Origin of the sequence: Geobacillus sp. 46C-IIa, from assembly GCF_014679505.1 — a bacterium.
Classification (GTDB): Bacteria; Bacillota; Bacilli; order Bacillales; family Anoxybacillaceae; genus Geobacillus.
The window spans coordinates 2,770,462-2,788,991 of sequence record NZ_CP061474.1 but is presented as its reverse complement, the minus strand read 5'-3'; the positions used below and the strand labels follow the sequence as shown (position 1 = coordinate 2,788,991).

General features: G+C 52.9%; 19 protein-coding genes. 16 read left to right on the top strand and 3 right to left on the bottom strand.

The genetic code is table 11. The features are described from left to right. Positions 1–14: 14 nt before the first annotated feature. The 4 genes from hemH (at position 15) to IC803_RS13820 (ending at position 5,633) form a co-directional block, all read left to right on the top strand. Complete coding sequence (gene hemH, locus IC803_RS13835) at positions 15–965, top strand: ferrochelatase (protein WP_081207726.1); 951 nt, start codon at positions 15–17, stop codon at positions 963–965. Then, a complete protein-coding gene (hemY, locus tag IC803_RS13830) occupies positions 958–2,400 on the top strand; it encodes a protoporphyrinogen oxidase (RefSeq protein WP_081207727.1) in 1,443 nt (480 codons plus the stop codon). The genes hemH and hemY overlap by 8 nt, the downstream gene beginning before the upstream one ends. A 207-nt stretch (positions 2,401–2,607) precedes the next feature. Next, the gene (locus IC803_RS13825; RefSeq protein WP_081207728.1) at positions 2,608–3,180 is read left to right on the top strand and encodes a TetR/AcrR family transcriptional regulator; all 573 of its coding nucleotides are present in this window, start codon (positions 2,608–2,610) and stop codon (positions 3,178–3,180) included. 74 nt (positions 3,181–3,254) lie between these two features. After that, complete coding sequence (locus IC803_RS13820; RefSeq protein WP_081207729.1) at positions 3,255–5,633, top strand: YhgE/Pip domain-containing protein; 2,379 nt, start codon at positions 3,255–3,257, stop codon at positions 5,631–5,633. A 354-nt stretch (positions 5,634–5,987) separates the two neighbouring features. Here IC803_RS13820 and yhfH read toward each other — a convergent pair whose 3' ends face one another. Further along, the gene (gene yhfH, locus IC803_RS13815; protein ID WP_081207730.1) at positions 5,988–6,125 is read right to left on the bottom strand and encodes a protein YhfH; all 138 of its coding nucleotides are present in this window, start codon (positions 6,123–6,125) and stop codon (positions 5,988–5,990) included. Between the two features lie 151 nt (positions 6,126–6,276). On the opposite strand from yhfH, the gene IC803_RS13810 reads away from it, so the two are divergent. From IC803_RS13810 to IC803_RS13790, 5 genes are all read left to right on the top strand, one after another. Further along, positions 6,277–7,011 (top strand): MBL fold metallo-hydrolase, encoded by a 735-nt coding sequence (locus IC803_RS13810; protein WP_081207825.1) that lies wholly within the window; start codon positions 6,277–6,279, stop codon positions 7,009–7,011. A gap of 136 nt (positions 7,012–7,147) precedes the next feature. Further along, on the top strand, positions 7,148–8,692 hold the full coding sequence (locus tag IC803_RS13805; protein WP_081207731.1) for a fatty acid--CoA ligase family protein: 1,545 nt from the start codon (positions 7,148–7,150) through the stop codon (positions 8,690–8,692). A gap of 136 nt (positions 8,693–8,828) precedes the next feature. Further along, on the top strand, positions 8,829–9,839 hold the full coding sequence (locus tag IC803_RS13800; RefSeq protein WP_081207732.1) for an ABC transporter substrate-binding protein: 1,011 nt from the start codon (positions 8,829–8,831) through the stop codon (positions 9,837–9,839). Between the two features lie 63 nt (positions 9,840–9,902). After that, positions 9,903–10,895 carry an ABC transporter permease gene (locus IC803_RS13795; RefSeq protein ID WP_081207826.1) on the top strand — a complete coding sequence of 331 codons (993 nt, stop codon included), beginning with the start codon at positions 9,903–9,905 and terminating at the stop codon, positions 10,893–10,895. Then, the gene (locus IC803_RS13790) at positions 10,861–11,658 is read left to right on the top strand and encodes an ABC transporter ATP-binding protein (protein WP_081207733.1); all 798 of its coding nucleotides are present in this window, start codon (positions 10,861–10,863) and stop codon (positions 11,656–11,658) included. The genes IC803_RS13795 and IC803_RS13790 overlap by 35 nt, the downstream gene beginning before the upstream one ends. A gap of 59 nt (positions 11,659–11,717) precedes the next feature. On the opposite strand, the gene dat is transcribed toward IC803_RS13790, so the two are convergent. Next, complete coding sequence (dat, locus tag IC803_RS13785; RefSeq protein WP_081207734.1) at positions 11,718–12,581, bottom strand: D-amino-acid transaminase; 864 nt, start codon at positions 12,579–12,581, stop codon at positions 11,718–11,720. Between the two features lie 338 nt (positions 12,582–12,919). On the opposite strand from dat, the gene IC803_RS13780 reads away from it, so the two are divergent. Together IC803_RS13780 and IC803_RS13775 are read left to right on the top strand one after the other, a co-directional pair. After that, positions 12,920–13,636: an AzlC family ABC transporter permease gene (locus IC803_RS13780; protein WP_081207735.1), complete on the top strand. Its 717-nt coding sequence runs from the start codon at positions 12,920–12,922 to the stop codon at positions 13,634–13,636. Then, entirely contained in the window at positions 13,629–13,934 is a 306-nt protein-coding gene (locus tag IC803_RS13775; RefSeq protein ID WP_081207736.1) for an AzlD domain-containing protein, read from the top strand. The genes IC803_RS13780 and IC803_RS13775 overlap by 8 nt, the downstream gene beginning before the upstream one ends. Before the next feature lie 90 nt (positions 13,935–14,024). Here the strand turns inward: IC803_RS13775 and IC803_RS13770 are convergent, their stop codons facing one another. Beyond that, the gene (locus IC803_RS13770) at positions 14,025–14,612 is read right to left on the bottom strand and encodes an SCO family protein (protein WP_081207737.1); all 588 of its coding nucleotides are present in this window, start codon (positions 14,610–14,612) and stop codon (positions 14,025–14,027) included. 190 nt (positions 14,613–14,802) lie between these two features. Between IC803_RS13770 and aceA the strand changes: the two genes are divergently transcribed. From aceA to lepB, 5 genes are all read left to right on the top strand, one after another. Then, positions 14,803–16,089 carry an isocitrate lyase gene (aceA, locus tag IC803_RS13765; RefSeq protein ID WP_081207738.1) on the top strand — a complete coding sequence of 429 codons (1,287 nt, stop codon included), beginning with the start codon at positions 14,803–14,805 and terminating at the stop codon, positions 16,087–16,089. 104 nt (positions 16,090–16,193) lie between these two features. Next, positions 16,194–16,388 (top strand): hypothetical protein, encoded by a 195-nt coding sequence (locus IC803_RS13760; protein WP_081207739.1) that lies wholly within the window; start codon positions 16,194–16,196, stop codon positions 16,386–16,388. Between the two features lie 133 nt (positions 16,389–16,521). Beyond that, complete coding sequence (locus tag IC803_RS13755) at positions 16,522–17,067, top strand: competence protein ComK (protein WP_081207740.1); 546 nt, start codon at positions 16,522–16,524, stop codon at positions 17,065–17,067. Between the two features lie 91 nt (positions 17,068–17,158). Then, entirely contained in the window at positions 17,159–17,782 is a 624-nt protein-coding gene (locus IC803_RS13750) for a TVP38/TMEM64 family protein (RefSeq protein ID WP_081207741.1), read from the top strand. Next, positions 17,779–18,333 carry a signal peptidase I gene (gene lepB, locus IC803_RS13745; RefSeq protein WP_081207742.1) on the top strand — a complete coding sequence of 185 codons (555 nt, stop codon included), beginning with the start codon at positions 17,779–17,781 and terminating at the stop codon, positions 18,331–18,333. The genes IC803_RS13750 and lepB overlap by 4 nt, the downstream gene beginning before the upstream one ends. The last annotated feature ends 197 nt before the right edge of the window (positions 18,334–18,530 follow it).

Sequence of the window (18,530 nt, the reverse complement as noted above, 5' to 3'; positions counted from 1 at the left end):
AGAGGTGCAGCACAATGGCGAAACAAACGGTTGGACTGCTTGTCATGGCGTATGGAACCCCGTATAAAGAAGACGATATCGAACGGTATTACACGCATATTCGCCACGGACGGAAGCCGCCGCAAGAGCAAATTGACGACTTAAAAGCGCGCTATCGGGCGATTGGCGGGCTGTCCCCGCTCGCTAAAATTACGGAAGCGCAGGCGACACAGCTCGAGGCGCGGCTGAACGAAGTGCAAGAGGAAGTCGAGTTTCGCATGTATTTAGGGCTGAAGCATATCGAGCCATTTATCGAGGATGCGGTTGAACGCATGCATGCCGACGGTGTGAAAGAGGCGGTGGCGATCGTTTTAGCGCCTCATTATTCCACATTCAGCATCCGTTCATACAACGAGCGGGCGAAAGCGGCGGCGGAAAGGCTTGGCGGCCCGGTTATTTATACGATTGACCAGTGGTATGACGAACCGAAATTTTTGCATTATTGGTCGGAAAAAGTGAAAGCTGTTTTTGCCGCCATGCCGGAGCGTGAGCGGGAGCAGGCTGTGCTCATCGTATCAGCTCATAGCCTGCCGGAAAAAATCATTCAAGCCGGCGATCCATATCCGGTGCAACTTGAAGACACGGCAAAGCGCATCGCCGAGCAAGCTGGGGTTGCCCATTACGCCGTCGGCTGGCAAAGCGCTGGCAACACGCCAGAACCTTGGTTGGGTCCGGATGTGCAAGATTTGACGCGCCAGTTGCACGATGAGTGCGGCTATACATCGTTTGTTTATGCGCCGGTCGGTTTTGTCGCTGATCATTTGGAAGTGTTATATGATAATGACATTGAATGTAAGCAAGTGACGGAAGAAATTGGCGCCCGCTATTACCGGCCGGAAATGCCGAACACCGATCCGCTGTTTATTGATGCATTGGCGACGGTCGTGTTAAAGCGGCTCGCAAAAGAAGGCGATAAGCATGAGTGAAGGGCAACAGACCGTTGTGATTATCGGCGGCGGCATTACGGGTCTCACTGCCGCCTACTACTTGCAAAAAGCGGTCAAAGAGCAGCGTCTGCCGCTGACGTGCAAGCTTGTCGAGGCAACGCACCGGCTCGGCGGAAAAGTGCAAACGGTCGTCCGCGATGGCTATGTCATTGAGCGCGGGCCGGACTCTTTTTTGGCGCGGAAAACGAGCGCGTTCCGCCTCGTAAAGGAAGTCGGCCTTGAGCATGAAATCGTCCATAATGCGACTGGGAAATCATACATTTTAGTCAACGGCAAATTATATCCGATCCCAGGCGGAGCGGTGATGGGCATTCCGACGCGCATCGCCCCGTTTTTAACGACCGGGTTGTTTTCTCCGGCCGGCAAGCTGCGGGCGGCGCTCGACTTCGTGCTGCCGCCGGTGAAAGCAGACGGCGACATGCCGCTTGGCCGCTTTTTCCGCCGCCGTTTAGGCGATGAAGTAGTGGACAATCTGATTGAGCCATTGCTGTCTGGCATTTATGCGGGCGATATCGATGAAATGAGTTTAATGGCTACTTTTCCACATTTTTTTCAACTCGAACAAACATACGGAAGCCTCGTTCGCGGAGCAAAACGGACGACGCCAAAAGAACAGAAGGAGCGAAAAGGGGCGTTTCAGACGTTAAAAACAGGCTTGCAATCGCTTGTCGAAGAAGTGGAAAAGCGGCTTGAACCAGGCAGCGTCATCAAAGGGACGCGCGTTGAGCGGATCACCCGCACCGGTTCAGCGTACCGGCTGCAATTGAGCACCGGTGAAGCGTGGGAGGCGGACAGCGTCATCATCACCACGCCGCACCACATTGTACCGGACATGCTCGCTGATTATCCGTTTTTTGCCCTGTTCCGGTCGGTGCCGCTGACATCGGTGGCGACGGTGGCGCTTGCTTTTCCGGGGAAAGCGATCCGCCAAGATATCGATGGCACCGGGTTTGTCGTCTCGCGCCGCAGCGATTACACGATGACGGCGTGCACGTGGACGCATAAAAAGTGGCCGCATACGACGCCGCCCGGCAAAGCGCTTTTACGCGGCTATGTCGGACGCCCGGGCGACGAGGACATCGTTGATCAGCCGGACGATGAGATCGTCCGCATTGTGCTCGATGACTTAAACAAAGTGATGAAAATTGATGGCCAGCCGGAATTTGCCGTCATTTCCCGATGGAAGCGGGCGATGCCGCAGTATACGGTCGGGCATCGCGAACGGCTGGCAGCGATTAAGCAGCACATGGCGTCCGATCTGCCAGGGGTGTTTTTAGCCGGCAGTTCTTATGAGGGGCTCGGATTGCCTGATTGCATTGACCAAGGGGAAAAGGCGGTCCGCGATGTGCTTGACTATCTGCGGCAAGGGGAACCAAACCGGCCAGCGGAAGCGGCGTACAGCAACGTCCGCTAGCCGGCCGCCTGGCCGGCGGCTGACTAGTCCTCGGACACCGCTTCGTCTAGGAGCCGAAATGGCGTAAGCCGCCTTGATGTAGGCGGCGCTGCGGCCGCGTTTCTTTGGGTGTGCATCAGTTTCGCCCTTTACGCTAGGGCGGGGACATGATATGATAAAAATGGATTGACCAAATTATTCGTTCAGTCAAATTAAAGGATGAGGCCAATGGCAAGCGACCGTAAACGGCAAATTATCGAAGCAGCGTCCCAATCGTTCGCCGCTTTCGGTTATAAGGCGACGACGATGGAACAGATCGCCAAGCTCGCCAACGTCGGCAAAGGAACGATTTATACGTTTTTTAAAAGCAAAGAGGAGCTGCTTGATGAAATCGTTTCTTCCTTGATCACGGAAATCAAAGCAGAGGCCGAGCAGGCGATGGATCCGTCGTTGCCGTTTTCCGAAAACGTACATCGCGCCTTGTACCGCATTTTAGAATTCCGCCAGCGCCATCAGCTGATAGCGAAGCTGCTTCAGGAAGTGCGCAGCATCGGTACGGCAGCGGTGCAGGAAGTGCTGACCAAGCTCGACCGGGCGATGGTCGAGTTTATCCGGCAAAAAATTGAGACGGCGGTGGAAAAAGGGGAAATCCGCCCGTGCAATGCGGAAATAACGGCGTTTTTAATGCTGAAGATGTACATCGCCCTCATTGTCGATTGGGAGAAAGATCATGAGCCGCTGGCAAAAGAGCAAATTGCTGAATTGTTTACACTGTATTTTTTGCAAGGATTGTCCAAGTAGATAATCCTGTCTTTTTTTGACAGATGTGACTAAATGAATAAATTGGTCATTTGTGCAAAGGAGGGATCATCTCCATGTTGGTCAAGGAATTGCGGGCGATCATCTTCCGTCCGAAAGTGCTCATTCCGATTCTTGCTGTTTTGCTCATTCCCCTTCTTTATAGCGGATCGTTTTTATGGGCGTTTTGGGATCCATATGGACATTTAGATCAGTTGCCGGTCGCGGTCGTTAATGAAGATGAGGGAGCGGTGTTTGACGGCAAGAAAATCCAGCTTGGCGACGATGTGGTGAAGCGGCTGAAGGAAAACGGCACGTTTGATTGGCGGTTCGTCAGCCGCAAGCAAGCGTACGATGGTCTGAAGAATCAAACGTATTACATGGCCGTTATGATTCCGAGCGATTTTTCCGCTAACGCAGCAACGATGCAAAGCGGCAACCCGAAGCCGCTGAGACTCGTATACATCCCGAATGAAGGGGCGAACTATTTAGCTGGAAAGGTTGGCGATTCCGCCATCGAGGCGATAAAAGAAGAAATTGCCAAAAATGTGACGAAAACGTACGCGGAAGCCATGTTAACGAAGATGAAGACAGCGGCTGACGGGCTCGGTGAGGCAAGTCAAGGAGCTGTCCAACTGCGCGATGGGCTCCAAACAGCAGAACAAGGAAGCCGTTCGCTTTCCGACGGGATGGAGGAGGCGAAGAAAGGAAGCGCCCGTTTAGCCGCCGGAGCGGAAAAAGCCAAAGACGGGGCCGCTGATGTGTTCCGTTATTTAACCGAGCTGGCTGAGCAATCATTGTCGTTTGAAAACGGCTTGCAAGCGGTAAACAATGGAGCGAAACAACTGCAAACTGGCGCAACGGCGCTGCAGGACGGGCTTGGAAAACTGGCTGCCGGCAGCCAACAGATCGCTTCTGGCGCTCTAGCTGCTCAAAATGGGGCGGCGTCGCTCGCGAATGGATTGCATGCTTCGCTCAATAGCATGAAAGAACTGCAAGCGCGATTGCCATCTCTAACTAGCGGGGCGAACGACCTTCATAACGGGGCGGCTGAGTTGGAGAAGGGGGGGCAAGCGTGGCAACAAAAGGCGGGCGAAGCGGCCGCCGGAGCGGACGAAGTGAACAAAGGGCTGCAGCAATATGCCGCCCAACTCGAAAGGATGATCGAACAAACGGACGACCCGCAGCAAAAAGCCACGTTACAGATGCTGTATGAGCAGCTTCAGCCGCTTGTAGCAGGAAGCGAGAACATAGCGACCGGCATCCGCGGGCTAGCCGGCCAAGCGGGGCAGATCAAAAACGGGGCTTCCCGCCTCGCTGACGGTGCGGCCGCGCTCGCTTCCGGACAGCAGGCGGTGCAAGGCGGCATCGAAAAGCTCGTTGACGGACAACAGCAGCTTGCTGATGGCGCCGATCGCTTAGCGGCCGGCCAACAAGCAGTAGCCGATGGAGCGAAAGAGCTTGAGAACCAGCTTCAGGCTGCTTATCAAGGAGCACAAACGGTCGCTGGCGGGAGCAGCAGACTGGCTGACGGAATCCATCGGCTTGCTTCCGGTTCGAGCCGGCTCGTCTCGGGGACGAGCAAACTGGCTGATGGGGCAAACGAACTATCCAACGGTGTGTCTGCTGTTGCCAAAGGAGCGGATTCACTCCATCAAGGATTTGACAGACTCCTCGGCGGCGGACGATCGCTGTCGGCCGGGCTTGCGCGTCTTGAACAAGGAGCGGGCGAATTGGCCGACCGTTTAAGCGAAGGGGCGGAAAAGGCAGATCGCATTCAAGTAAACGAACGCGTATCTGAGATGATCGCCGATCCGGTGCAAAACGACAAACGGCCGTTCCATCACGTGCCGAACTACGGAACCGGCTTTGCCCCGTACTTTTTATCGCTTGGCTTGTTCGTCGGCGCTTTGCTATTCACGATCGTCTTTCCGTTGCGTGAACCAGCCGCGCGGCCGTCGTCAGGAGCGGCTTGGTTTTTTGGAAAATGGGGGGTGCTGTCCGTTGCATCGGCGGCACAAACGCTTTTGGCGGATGCATGGCTGCTGTACGGGCTTGATTTACACGTGCAAAGCGTCTGGCGTTTCCTGCTGTTTACGTGGATCATTAGTTTGGCCTTTATGATGATCGTCCAGTTTCTCGTTACCTTGTTTGACAACCCAGGCCGGTTTCTTGCCATTTTGCTGCTCATCGCCCAGCTTGTAGGAAGCGCCGGAACGTACCCGCTGGAGCTCATTCCGGACGCGCTGCAATCGCTCCATCCGTGGCTGCCGATGACCCATGCCCTCCTCGGGCTGCGGGCTGTTATTTCGAGCGGTGATTTTGCGCTCATGTGGAAGGAGGCGGCGATATTGGCGGCGGTGGCTGCAGCCTTTGCAGCGGGGACGCTTGCGTATTTCCGCCTGCTTTACCGCCGCCGCTATGCGGTATGGACGGAAAGTGAAACCGCGGCTTAAGCGCGATTGTTTTTGGACTGAAGCGTCCGACAACGTACCATCGATTCATTTCACGGGCAAAGGGCTGGTCCCAAAAGGTTGTAGGCATCCTTTTGAGATCAGCCCTTTTGCTTTTGTTTGACTTGAATGGTTTCTCGGGGGAATTCCCGTCCTGTTTTGGATCGCCAACTTGTCTTTCTTTTTTGCGGCTGCGTTGCGGTGTCTCAAAATGCGTGAGAGATGCGAGGGATGCATGGTGCAAAAAAAATGCCCCCTCAGTGGGAGGCGGTAAGGAAAAAGGCAGGCTGCATCGGGGAACAGCCTATCGCCGGCGGGGCAGCCGGCGAACGTGACGCAAGGGCAGCGTCCGCTCACCTATCGGCGGTAAGCGGCGCCAAGGCAGTCAGAACACGTGTTGCCGTAACATTCATGCTGTTCATCCATTTCTTTGCCGCAATGCATGCATTTTTTGGGCGGCAGGTTTTTGAAAAATTCCAACACTTTCATCAACATTTCGATCCCCTCCGTTGTCTTGGTAGTTTTATTGTATTATAACACAAAGTTAAATGTCAATATGTGTTTTAAAACAAAAAACGATAAAGATGAAAAAATGGACGCGATTGTGTATGATGAAGACAAAATGAATGAAAGGAGAGAACAGGAAATGAAAGTAACGGTCATCGGCTATTGGGGAGGATTTCCGGCCGCCAATGAAGCGACATCGGCGTATTTGTTCGAGCATGATGGCTTTCGCTTGCTCGTCGATTGCGGGAGCGGGGCGCTCGCCAAGCTGCAAAACTACACGGCCGTGGAAAATTTGGATGCAGTCATCCTCTCTCATTACCACTACGACCATATCGCTGATATCGGCCCGCTGCAATACGCGCGCCTCATTCATAAACATTTAGGGGCTAACTTGCCGGTGCTTCCGATTTATGGCCATGCGGAAGACGAGGGGGCGTTTGCCCGCCTGACGCATAACGGCATTACGGAAGGGATCGCCTATGATCCGAAAGGGACACTTGCTGTTGGACCATTTTCGCTTACGTTCCTAAAAACAGTTCATCCGGTGCCGTGCTATGCGATGCGCATTACCGCCGGCGGCAACACGATCGTATACACGGCCGATTCGAGTTATATGCCGGAGTTTGTGCCGTTTGCTAAAGGAGCTGATTTGCTTATTTGTGAGTGCAACTTTTATGCCGGACAAAATGCGGCGCCCGCCGGGCACATGACAAGCGAAGAGGCGGCAATGATCGCTGAAGGGGCGAGCGTCGGCGAGCTATGGTTGACGCATTTGCCGCACGTTGGCCGCCATGGGCAGCTCATCGAAGAGGCGGGGAGGACGTTTCAGGGCGTCATTCGCCTCGCTCAAACCGGCCTCGTCTGGGCACGATAAGCCGACCACCGAAAAAAACAGCAAAGGAAACGCTTTCTCTTGTCCTTTGCTGTTCTTTTTTTTATAATAAGTATAGTTCGAATTTTTTTATTTATAAAATGAATGGTCATTCATTCATTTTTTTGGAGGGATGATGATGAATTTAACGGCGCGGTTGGCACAAGTGGCGCAACAACTGCCGGACAAAGATGCGTATGTGTTTATGGGGGAACGATGCACGTATCAACAATTGAATGCAGCCGTATCGAAGTTTGCCGACGGACTGGCGCAACTTGGCGTCCGCCAAGGCGATCATATCGCCCTGTTGCTTGGCAATTCGCCTCAGTTTGTCATCGGTCTATACGGAGCGCTGCGGCTCGGAGCGACTGTGATCCCGATCAACCCGATTTATACGCCGGAGGAGATTGCCTACATTTTGCATAACGGCGATGTCAAAGCGGTGATCGGCCTCGATTTGCTCGCGCCGCTGTTTGTCGAGGCAAAGAAGCGGCTGCCGCTCTTAAAGACCGCCATCGTTTGCGAAACCCCGCAAGGGAAAGAAAAGGGCATTCCATTGTCAACAGAAATGAAATCGTTTGCAGAAGTGCTGGCTGCCGGCAGTCCGGATTTTATAGGGCCGGAGCTTGACGATGATGATGTCGCTGTTATTTTGTATACGTCTGGAACGACCGGCAAGCCAAAAGGGGCGATGCTTACTCATAAAAACTTGTACAGCAATGCCCAAGACACGGCTGATTATTTGGGCATCAATGAAAATGACCGCGTCATTGCCGCTTTGCCGATGTTCCACGTCTTTTGCCTGACGGTGGCGTTAAACGCCCCGCTTATGAATGGAGCGACGGTACTGATTATGCCGAAATTCAGCCCAGCGGCCATGTTTACGTTAACCCGCGAGGAAAAGGCGACGATTTTTGCCGGCGTGCCGACAATGTATAACTTTCTCTACCAGCATGAGGGGGGGAGGGCGGACGATTTGCGCACGCTTCGGCTTTGCATCTCGGGCGGCGCTTCTATGCCGGTCGCACTGCTGGAAAACTTTGAGAAAAAATTCAATGTGATCGTCTCGGAAGGGTACGGGCTGTCGGAGGCGTCGCCAGTTACGTGCTTCAACCCGCTTGACCGGCCGCGCAAGCCTGGTTCGATCGGAACGAATATTAAAAACGTCGAAAACAAGGTCGTCAATGAATACGGGGAAGAAGTACCGGTTGGGGAAGTCGGCGAGCTTGTTGTCCGCGGTCCCAACGTCATGAAAGGGTATTACAAAATGCCGGAAGAAACGGCGGCTGCCTTGCGCGACGGCTGGCTGCACACCGGCGATTTGGCGCGCATGGACGAGGACGGCTATTTCTATATCGTCGACCGAAAAAAAGAGATGATCATCGTCGGCGGCTACAACGTATACCCGCGTGAAGTCGAGGAAGTGCTATACAGCCATCCGGACGTCGTCGAAGCCGCTGTGATCGGCGTGCCGGATCCAGATTACGGCGAGGCGGTGCGGGCGTTTGTCGTCGCGAAAAATCCGGAGCTGACTGAGGAGCAATTAATCGCCTACTGCCGCGAGCGGTTGGCGAAGTATAAAGTGCCAGGCGAAATCAGCTTTTTAGAGGAACTGCCAAAAAATGCGACAGGAAAAATTTTGCGGAGAGCCTTAAAAGAACGGTTGACCGCTTCCCATGCTTAATTGTGCTGAATGTTCAGCACTTTTTCTTTTTTTTGAATAGTATATTGAAAATAAAGAGATAAACTTATATAATTTGACACATAAAAGCATAAACGTTCAAAAGGGCTAAACTAATCTACATAGGGGGAATCGGATGATGGGCAAACATATGCGGCGGCTTGCCACGTTGTGCGCAGCCAGCTTTTTGCTGCTTAGCGGCTGCGGTGGAGCGAACGAAGCGGGAGGCAGCCAAGGAAACGGCGGCGGGCAGGAAGCGAAGGAAAAGACGTATCAAATCGGGGTGACACAAATCGTCGAGCATCCGTCGCTTGATGCAGCGCGCAAAGGATTTGAGCAAGCGTTAAAGGACAAGGGATTGTCCGTCGAGTATGACGTGCAAATCGCCCAAGGCGACCAAAGCAACAACCAAACGATCGCCAACAATTTTGCCTCCGATGGCGTCGACTTGATTTTCGCCAACTCGACGCCAAGCGCGCAGGCAGCGCTCAATGCAACAAAAGACATTCCGATCGTTTTTACGTCAGTGACCGATCCGGTCGGCGCCCAGCTTGTCCAATCGATGGAGAAGCCGGGCGGCAATGTGACAGGCACGACGGACACGCATCCGGAGGCGATTCCGAAAACGGTGCAGTTTATTGATAAGTATATCCAAGGCAACCGCGTCGGGATGGTGTATAACGCTGGCGAACAAAACTCGGTCGCACAGGTGGATCAAGTGAAAAAGGCGATGGAAGGAACCGATTTGAAAATCGTTTCCGCCTCGGTATCCACGTCGGCCGAAGTGAAGCAGGCGACCGAATCGCTGATCGGCAAGGTCGACTGCCTGTACATCATTACCGATAATACGGTTGTGTCAGCGCTTGAGTCAGTCATTCAAGTGGCCAATGAACATGACATTCCTCTTTTCGTCGGCGAGCTTGATTCAGTGAAGCGCGGCGGGTTTGCGGCGTACGGGTTTGATTATTATGACATCGGCTATGAAGCGGGCGAGATGGCGGCGCAAATTTTGCAAGACGGCAAAAAGCCGGCCGATCTGCCGGTGCAATACCCGCAAAAATTGAAGCTGGCCATTAACAAAAAAGCAGCGCAAGAAATGGGAATTGAACTCAACCCGGAATGGGATTCGATCGCTGAATATATTGAATAAACGGCCATCCTTCCTTCGATGAAGGGGGGCGCCAAAAGGCAGGTGAGAATGGTGTGGGCAGCGATGTTTAGTTCTGTGGAAGCTGGATTGATTTATGCCATCATGGCGCTTGGCGTCTACTTGTCGTTTCGCATTTTGGATTTTCCCGATTTAACGGTTGACGGCAGCTTTGTCACCGGCGCGTCGGTCGCTGCCGTGATGATTGTCGGTGGAGCGAACCCGTTTGCCGCTTCGGCCGCAGCGCTGGTGGCCGGCTTTGCGGCTGGAGCGGTGACCGGGCTTTTGCACACAAAAGGGAAAATCAACCCACTTTTATCCGGCATCTTGATGATGATCGCTTTATATTCCATTAATCTGCGCATTATGGGGAAATCGAACGTGCCGCTGCTGCAGCAGGAGACGGTCATTACGAAGATCACAGCCGTCTGGAAGCAAACAGGATTGGATGCGGTGCTCGGTCAGCTGTTTTCCTTTACGGGCTTTGCGCCGCGGACATGGGCGATTTTATGTTCGATGGCAGTGCTGACGTTCGTGATCAAAGGGGTTCTCGACTGGCTGATGAAAACAGAGTTCGGAATCGCATTGCGGGCGGCCGGAGACAACAAACCGATGGTGGCGAGCTTTTCCGCCAACACGGACTGGCTCATTGTCTTCGGGCTCGGGCTGTCGAATGCGCTCGTCGCCTTTTCCGGGGCGCTTATCGCCCAGTACGGGGGGTTCAGTGATGTCAACATGGGGGTCGGGATGATTGTCATCGGTTTAGCTTCGGTGATTATCGGAGAGGCGTTGTTTGGTGCCCGTTCGGTCGTGCGCGCGACGTGGGCGGTCATCGGCGGCGCTGTCGTTTACCGCCTCATTTTGGCGCTCGCCTTGCGCGTCGAGTTTTTGGAGACGGGCGATGTGAAATTGATTACCGCATTCATTGTCATGGCGGCGCTCATCGTGCCAAACGTTTGGGCGGCACAAAAAGAAAAGCGGCGGAAAAAGCGAAAAGCGCAGCAGTTGGAGAGGGGGGAGTCCATTGCTGGAGCTAAGACGAATTACAAAAGTATTTAACGAAGGGACGGCTGATGAGAAAATCGCTTTACAAGGCATCGATTTAACGCTTTCCCCCGGCGATTTCGTCACCGTCATCGGCAGCAACGGCGCCGGAAAATCGACGTTGATGAACATCATCGCCGGTCGGTTGTCTCCTGACACGGGCGAAGTGTGGATCAACGGCCGCAACGTGACCGCGCTTAAGGAGCACGTACGCGCCCGCCACATCGGCCGCGTCTTTCAAGACCCGATGGCCGGCACCGCACCGCATATGACGATTGAAGAAAACTTAGTGCTCGCCTACAATCGGACGAAGCGGCGCACGCTCCGCCTCGGCGTGACAAAGCAAAAGCGCGAATGGTTCCGGGAAACGCTGCAAACGCTCCATTTAGGGCTCGAAAACCGGCTTACCGCCAAAGTGGGGCTTCTCTCCGGCGGGGAGCGGCAAGCGCTCTCGTTATTGATGGCGACGTTTACGAAGCCGGACGTGCTTTTGCTTGACGAGCATACCGCTGCTCTCGATCCGGCGCGGGCCGAGCTTGTGACTGAACTGACGAAACAAATCGTCGCCCAGCACAACTTGACGACGCTGATGGTGACGCACAATATGGAGCAGGCGATCCGCCTTGGCAACCGGCTCATTATGATGGATGGCGGGCAAATCATCTTTGCTGCCGAAGGAAAGGAAAAAGAGGAGTTGACGGTCGAGCGGCTGCTTGAGGAATTTCAGCGCATCCGCGGCAGCCAGTTCGCCAGCGACCGCGCTGTGCTCAGCTCATAAATAAGGCGAGGTGTCCCAAAGGAGAGTGATGGGACACCTCTTTTGTGTGGTGAAGCCGGTCAAGCGTTGCTTGCGGCCGGTTGCGTCGCCTTTTGATAGACGGCTTGCAAGGATTTTGTCACCGCTCCTGGCCGGCCGTCGCCGATGGTTATGTCATCCACTTGGACGATCGGAGTAATAGCCGAGGTTGTGCTCGTCAAAAACAATTCATCCGCCCCGGCGAGGTCGTGGACCAAAAACGCTTTTTCAATGAACGGGATGCCAAGCTCTCCGCAAAATTGCTTCACTTTCGTGCGGACGATGCCGTTTAAAATCCGTTCCGTCGCTGGATGGGTGTACACCGTTTCGTCTTTGACAAGAAAAATATTCGATGAACTGCCCTCGGTCACGACGCCGTCGCGGTGGAGAATCGCTTCAAACGCACCGCGCTCGGCCGCTTCTTGTTTCGCCAGCACGTTTGGCAGCAAATTCAAACTTTTAATATAGCAGTATTCCCAACGAACATCTTTCGTTAACGTGGCGTGCACACCGTGTGCCATTTCGTCTGTTTTCCGCGCCATCGGCTGGATGTAGGCGTACAAATTCGGCCGATTTTCCGCCGGGAACGTATGGCTGCGCGGAAAGCTGCCCCGCGTCACTTGCAAGTACAAAATCGCATCTTCACGCACGTCGTTCATGCGGCGAAGCTGCTCAAGCCGCTCGGACAGCTCTTCGGGAGCGAACGGGACGGACAGGCGAATAGCGGCCGCCGAACGGTATAGGCGATCGAGATGCTCTTGGAGCCAAACGTACGCTCCGCTGTATAGGCGCACTACCTCATAGACGCCATCGCCAAACTGCAAGCCGCGTTCTTCCATCGGATACGTCACTTGCTCATAGCGGAAAATGCCGCGTTCGGTCAATACGTGCGGTTTTACTGACATAATAGTGCACTCCTTTTCAATTGCACAAATAATGAACCAATTCGATTATATCATAGATTGATTTTCTCCCCTACTCCCGCTTTGTTCCAAAGCGGGAGCTTCCTAGAAGGCCGGGCATTGAAGAGAAGAGGACGCTTTCACGGAGCAGTTTTCAAATTGAGAAGCTTTGCAGCGCTGTAACTTTATTCCTTTCCACCTCTCGCAAATTGAGCGAATCCGTTGTTTTCGCCAACCTCCTAGTTAAGAGGATCAAAGAATTGACCTATGTTCGGGTTGCGAAATGACAGCGATTTTTAGACAATAAACATATCAAACTAGTGAAACGGGGGAATGGATGGATGGAAACGACATGGACGGTTGGTAAAATGGCGCCGTTTCGCCAAGGGGTGCAGGCGGGGGTGGCGATCGCCATCGGCTATATGCCGATCGCGCTGACATTTGGCCTGCTCGCCAAGACGACCGGGCTGACGCTTGCAGAAACAGTGCTGATGAGCGTCGTCGTTTTTGCCGGCGCCTCGCAATATATTGCACTCAGCTTGCTTTCCGTCGGCACCGGCATATTTGAAATCATTTTAACGACATTTATTTTAAACATTCGCCATTTTTTAATGTCCGCTTCGCTCAACGAAAAAGCGGAGGCGGATGCGCTTTGGAAAAAGGCGCTGTATGCGTTTGGCATTACGGATGAAACGTTTTCCGTTGCGGCCATGAAAGAGGGGACGGTCAGCGCTCCGTATATGTTTGGGTTGATCATGATGGCGTACGGCAGCTGGGTCGTCAATTCCGGCATCGGTTATGCTGTCGGGGCGAGCTTGCCGGAAAGCTTGCAAGACAGCATGTCGGTCGCTTTGTACGCCATGTTTATCGGCTTGCTCGTCCCAGCGCTGAAAAAGCAGCGGAAAACGGTATGGCTGGCAGGGTTAGCTGCCGTGTTCAACTCGATCGGCACGCTTGTCTTTCATCTGTCGAAAGGCTGGTCGATCGTGCTAGCGACGCTTCTTTCGGCAGTCGTCGTCCAGTGGCTGGCGAAGAAGGGGGAGAATGAGGATGAATAACGCGATCGTTTGGATGATTATCGGCATGGGGATCGTCACTTATTTGCCGCGCATGTTGCCGCTCGTACTGCTTGGGCGCGTCCAGCTGCCGCCGTTTTGGCAAGGGGTGCTGAAAAATGTGCCGTACGCTGCACTTGGCGCGCTGATTATTCCTGATATTTTTTTCATTCAAGACGACATTCTCTTTGGGGTGGTCGGTTTTGCGGCGGCCGTGACTGCCGCCTGGCTTGGTGCGAATGTTATTGTTGTCGTGCTTGCTGCGGTTGTGGTTCTTAGTTGCTATTCGATGCTGATGTAAAAGGTTCGGCATTCAATAAAAAAAGAAAAAAGGGCAGACAATGCCCTCTTTTTTCTTTCCACACGCTACACCTATACGAAACCGTCACGATCATTCATCCATAATCGTTTCGTACACTTCATCAACACGAAATCGTGACGCTCCCCCCATGTCGATCTGTTCGATGACCCGTCCGTCCCGATTGAGCAAGTAAGCGAGCGACGTATGCACAATCATGCCGTTTCCCGGGTCGCGGTATTGGAAGTTGAAAGCATCTGCCGCCGCTTTTGTCTCCGCTTCGCTGCCGCGCAAAAACACCCATCCTTGCCCATCGCTAGTCACCCCAAACGTATTGGCGTATGTTTGCAGTTTTTCTTTCGTGTCGCGCGCGGGGTCAATAGTGATCGTGACGAATTCCACATCGCGCCCGAACACCCCGGCTTTTTGCAGCCGGTCGCGCAGCTTTGCCATCTGCATTGTCGTATTTGGGCAAATATCCGGGCAGTTCGTATAGATGAATTCGACGAGTCGAACTTTTGGCGGCAAGTCATCAAAGGAATAAGGGGCTCCCCACGCCGTTTCCATCGTCACGCCATCCGGCAGACGCATAGCAGACGGCTTGTAGACGGCGAAGTAAAAGATGCCGGCACCGATGCCAACGAGCACAAGCGATGCGGCGATCATATACCATTTTTTCATCATCATCACTCCTCTACTATTGATCATACCAAAATGATGGGCAGAAAAAATGCCGTTTTTATGAACGTTATGCGTCTATTTTCTTAATTGAGAAAAGTTTCAAAAAAAGGCTTGCATTTTTTCTTATCTGTTATATAATAAAACCGTAAACAAAAATAATGTAATATAACAAGAGATGGGGGAAGGAAAAATGGCGTTATTTGCTGAACGTGTCCGGCAATTAGAGGAAAGCTGGAAAAATGAAGAGCGTTGGAAAGGTGTTACCCGCCCGTACAGCGCTGAAGATGTCATTAAACTGCGCGGCTCGCTCGATATTGAGCATACGCTCGCTCGGCGCGGAGCCGAGAAGTTATGGCAACTGTTAAATACGGAAGATTACGTTCATGCGCTCGGTGCGCTGACTGGAAATCAAGCGGTGCAACAAGTGAAAGCAGGGCTGAAAGCCATTTATTTAAGCGGCTGGCAGGTGGCGGCCGACGCCAACCTCGCGGGGCACATGTATCCGGATCAAAGCTTGTATCCGTCCAACAGCGTTCCACATGTTGTCAAGCGCATTAACCAGGCGTTGCAACGCGCAGATCAAATCCAATATTTAGAGGGCAGCGGCGATGTCGACTATTTTGTGCCGATCGTTGCTGATGCGGAGGCTGGATTCGGCGGCCAGCTGAACGTGTTTGAGCTCATGAAAGCGATGATTGAAGCGGGAGCAGCTGGCGTTCATTTCGAAGATCAGCTGTCGTCAGAGAAAAAATGCGGCCATTTAGGCGGCAAAGTGCTCTTGCCGACGCAAACGGCCGTGCGCAACTTAATCGCCGCGCGGCTTGCCGCTGACGTCATGGGTGTCCCGACGGTGCTTATCGCCCGCACCGATGCGAATGCCGCTGACTTGATCACAAGCGACATTGACCCGCGCGATCAACAGTTTATTACCGGCGAACGGACGCCGGAAGGGTTTTATCGCACGCGGGCAGGTCTCGACCAGGCGATCGCTCGCGGGCTTGCCTACGCGCCGTATGCCGACCTTATTTGGTGCGAAACGAGCGAACCGAATTTGGATGAAGCACGCCGGTTCGCGGAAGCGATTCACGAGCAATTCCCAGGCAAGCTGCTCGCGTACAACTGCTCGCCGTCGTTTAACTGGAAGAAAAAATTGGACGACGAGACAATCGCCAAATTCCAGAAAGAGCTCGGTAAAATGGGATACAAGTTCCAATTCGTCACTCTCGCCGGCTTCCATGCGCTCAACTACAGCATGTTCGAGTTGGCGCGCGGCTACAAAGAGCGCGGCATGGCGGCATACGCTGAACTGCAGCAAGCTGAATTTGCCGCCGAGAAGTACGGCTACACAGCCACGCGCCACCAGCGCGAAGTCGGTACCGGCTACTTCGATGAGGTCGCCCAAGTGATCTCCGGTGGCCAATCGTCCACCGTCGCCTTAAAAGGATCAACCGAAGAGGAGCAGTTTACAACTGCTTAATATGAAATAACAGCGGACGCAAATGAAAGCCCGGCCTCCCCGGGCTTTTTTTATGTATAAAAGGAAAAAGATGGCGCATCCTATAGGCGTAGGGAGGCGATGGGATGGAAAAGAGAAACGACGATCTGCCGGAGTTGATGCCCGCTGAATTTCGCGTCAGCACAGACCTCCACTTTGAGCAATGGTGGATGAATGAAGAAACGTATGCGGGCGATTCGGTCGGTGAACATACCGCGCTTGAGCAGGCCAATGAATATTTAGCGGCCAAGGAGATCGGCCAAACATTTGAAAACTCATAATACCCCCCATGACGATTGTCATGGGATTTTTTTGTGCTAAAAAGCCCACTAATCTTTTTCAAAATATAGAAAAATATAACTTCCAGTGGTATGATAGGAATAGTGATCCAGTTGATAGGAAGGGGATGAACCGATGAAAGTGAATGAGTTTATCGTGTTGGAACATTTCGTCGTGAGCCGTTATACTATGGCGATTCTCCCGTACCTGTTGAACAGTGATGTCTATGCAAAGGTCATTGAGGAAGATGGCGAATATATTGTCAAAAAAACGCCAACCGATATCATTAAACATAGCTGCGACTATTACGGCTGCAGCTTCCAAGGCAGAAAAGAAGGAACAAAGGCGTTGATCGGCATCACCCACAAAGCGCCGATTGCCATCGAACCGGCCAATGGAATTTACGTCTTCCCAACTTCTTCCCCAAGAGATTCCGGCTGCGTTTGGCTGTCCCATATGCACGTCTATCAGTATGAACCTGCCAAATATGAGCGAACCGTCGTCTATTTCCGCAATGGAAAAAGCGTATCCCTCGATGTTTCCTATAAATCCTTTGTCAATCAATTATATCGAACAGCCCAACTGCGGACGAAACTGGCGGATCGAATGGAGGCGAGAGAACGCAAACTCCAATACATATTCCGCATGCAGCAGGAAAAAGATGTGACAGAGCATGAATAATAAAAAATGGGTTTTCACAAAGAAGAGTTCAAATTGCACGACCGGGCGTGTAAAATAAAAGTATAAACGGCATTTGAATGGAGAAAGATGCATGAATATGGAAACGCTCAAACAATGGTTCACGCTCGATCACGTGCTTTCCTTGCTTGAACATTACCGCTCATTTGGCGTGTTTCCTGGCATTGCCGCGACGCTGCTCGAGTCGTTTTTTCCGATTTTGCCGATGGTCGTTTTTGTGATGGCGAACGCCGCCGCATTCGGGTTGTGGAAAGGGTTTTTCATTTCATGGCTCGGCGCCTCGCTCGGTTCGCTCATCGTGTTTTGGCTGACGCGAAGAATCGGCCAGCAGCGTTTCTTTCGTTTTGTCCGCCGCCACCAAAAAGTCCGCCGGTTCATGCACTGGATCGAACGGCACGGATTTGGCCCGCTGTTTTTGCTTTATTGTTTCCCTTTCACCCCATCGGCGCTCGTCAATATTGTCGCCGGGCTGTCAGGCATCAGCCGCCAGCAGTTTGTGCTCGCGGTGTTGCTCGGAAAGATGATCATGATTTTTACGATCAGTTTTATCGGCTATGACATCGTGGCGCTCGTTCGGCAGCCGTTGCGCACGGCTGGCATTGCCGCGGTCGTCTTGTTGCTTTGGTACGCAGGAAAACGGGTAGAGGCGAGATTTTCGCTGACGGAAAAACAAAGCGGCGAGGGGGGCGGGGAATGACGAAAGAAAAGAAAAAGGAAAAACGAAGGCAGCGCTGGCCATGGCTGGCCGCCGTTTGCTTCATTGCGATGCTCCGTTTTTTTGTTTTCAGCAGCTATATGGTAGAGGGAAAATCGATGATGCCGACGCTGCAAAGCGGCAATTTGCTCATTGTCAATAAGCTGCGTTACGAAATCGGGTCGATCCACCGATTCGACATTGTCGTTTTTCATGCCAACCAAAAGAAAGATTATGTAAAACGGGTGATCGGGCTGCCGGGGGATCGAATTGAATATAAAAACGATCTATTGTATATCAATGGAAAACCAATGGAGGAACCGTATTTGCGGCCGTATAAGCAAAAATTGATCAGCGGCAAGCTGACGGGCGATTTTACCCTTGAAGAGGTAACCGGGGAAAAACGGGTGCCGGCCGGCTGCATTTTCGTCCTTGGCGACAATCGGCTCGGCAGCTGGGATAGCCGTCATTTCGGCTTTGTCAAAATCAGCCAAGTCGTCGGTAAGGTCGACCTCCGTTATTGGCCGTTTGGACAGTTTGCTTTCCGCTTTTAGAGCAACGGCTTGCTTTGGCACGAAGGCATTTTCGTGCGTAAAAGCCGGTGAGAGGAAAGCTTTTTTCTTTGCAGAAATTTGCCGTCCGGAGCTTGCGGTTGGCAACGTGGGGGAAGGCGGCGTCGCCTTGGGATCTCTTTTGGCTGTTTCATTGCTGTGATCGATGAGTGGGGTCGAAATAACTCGTCAAACACGAA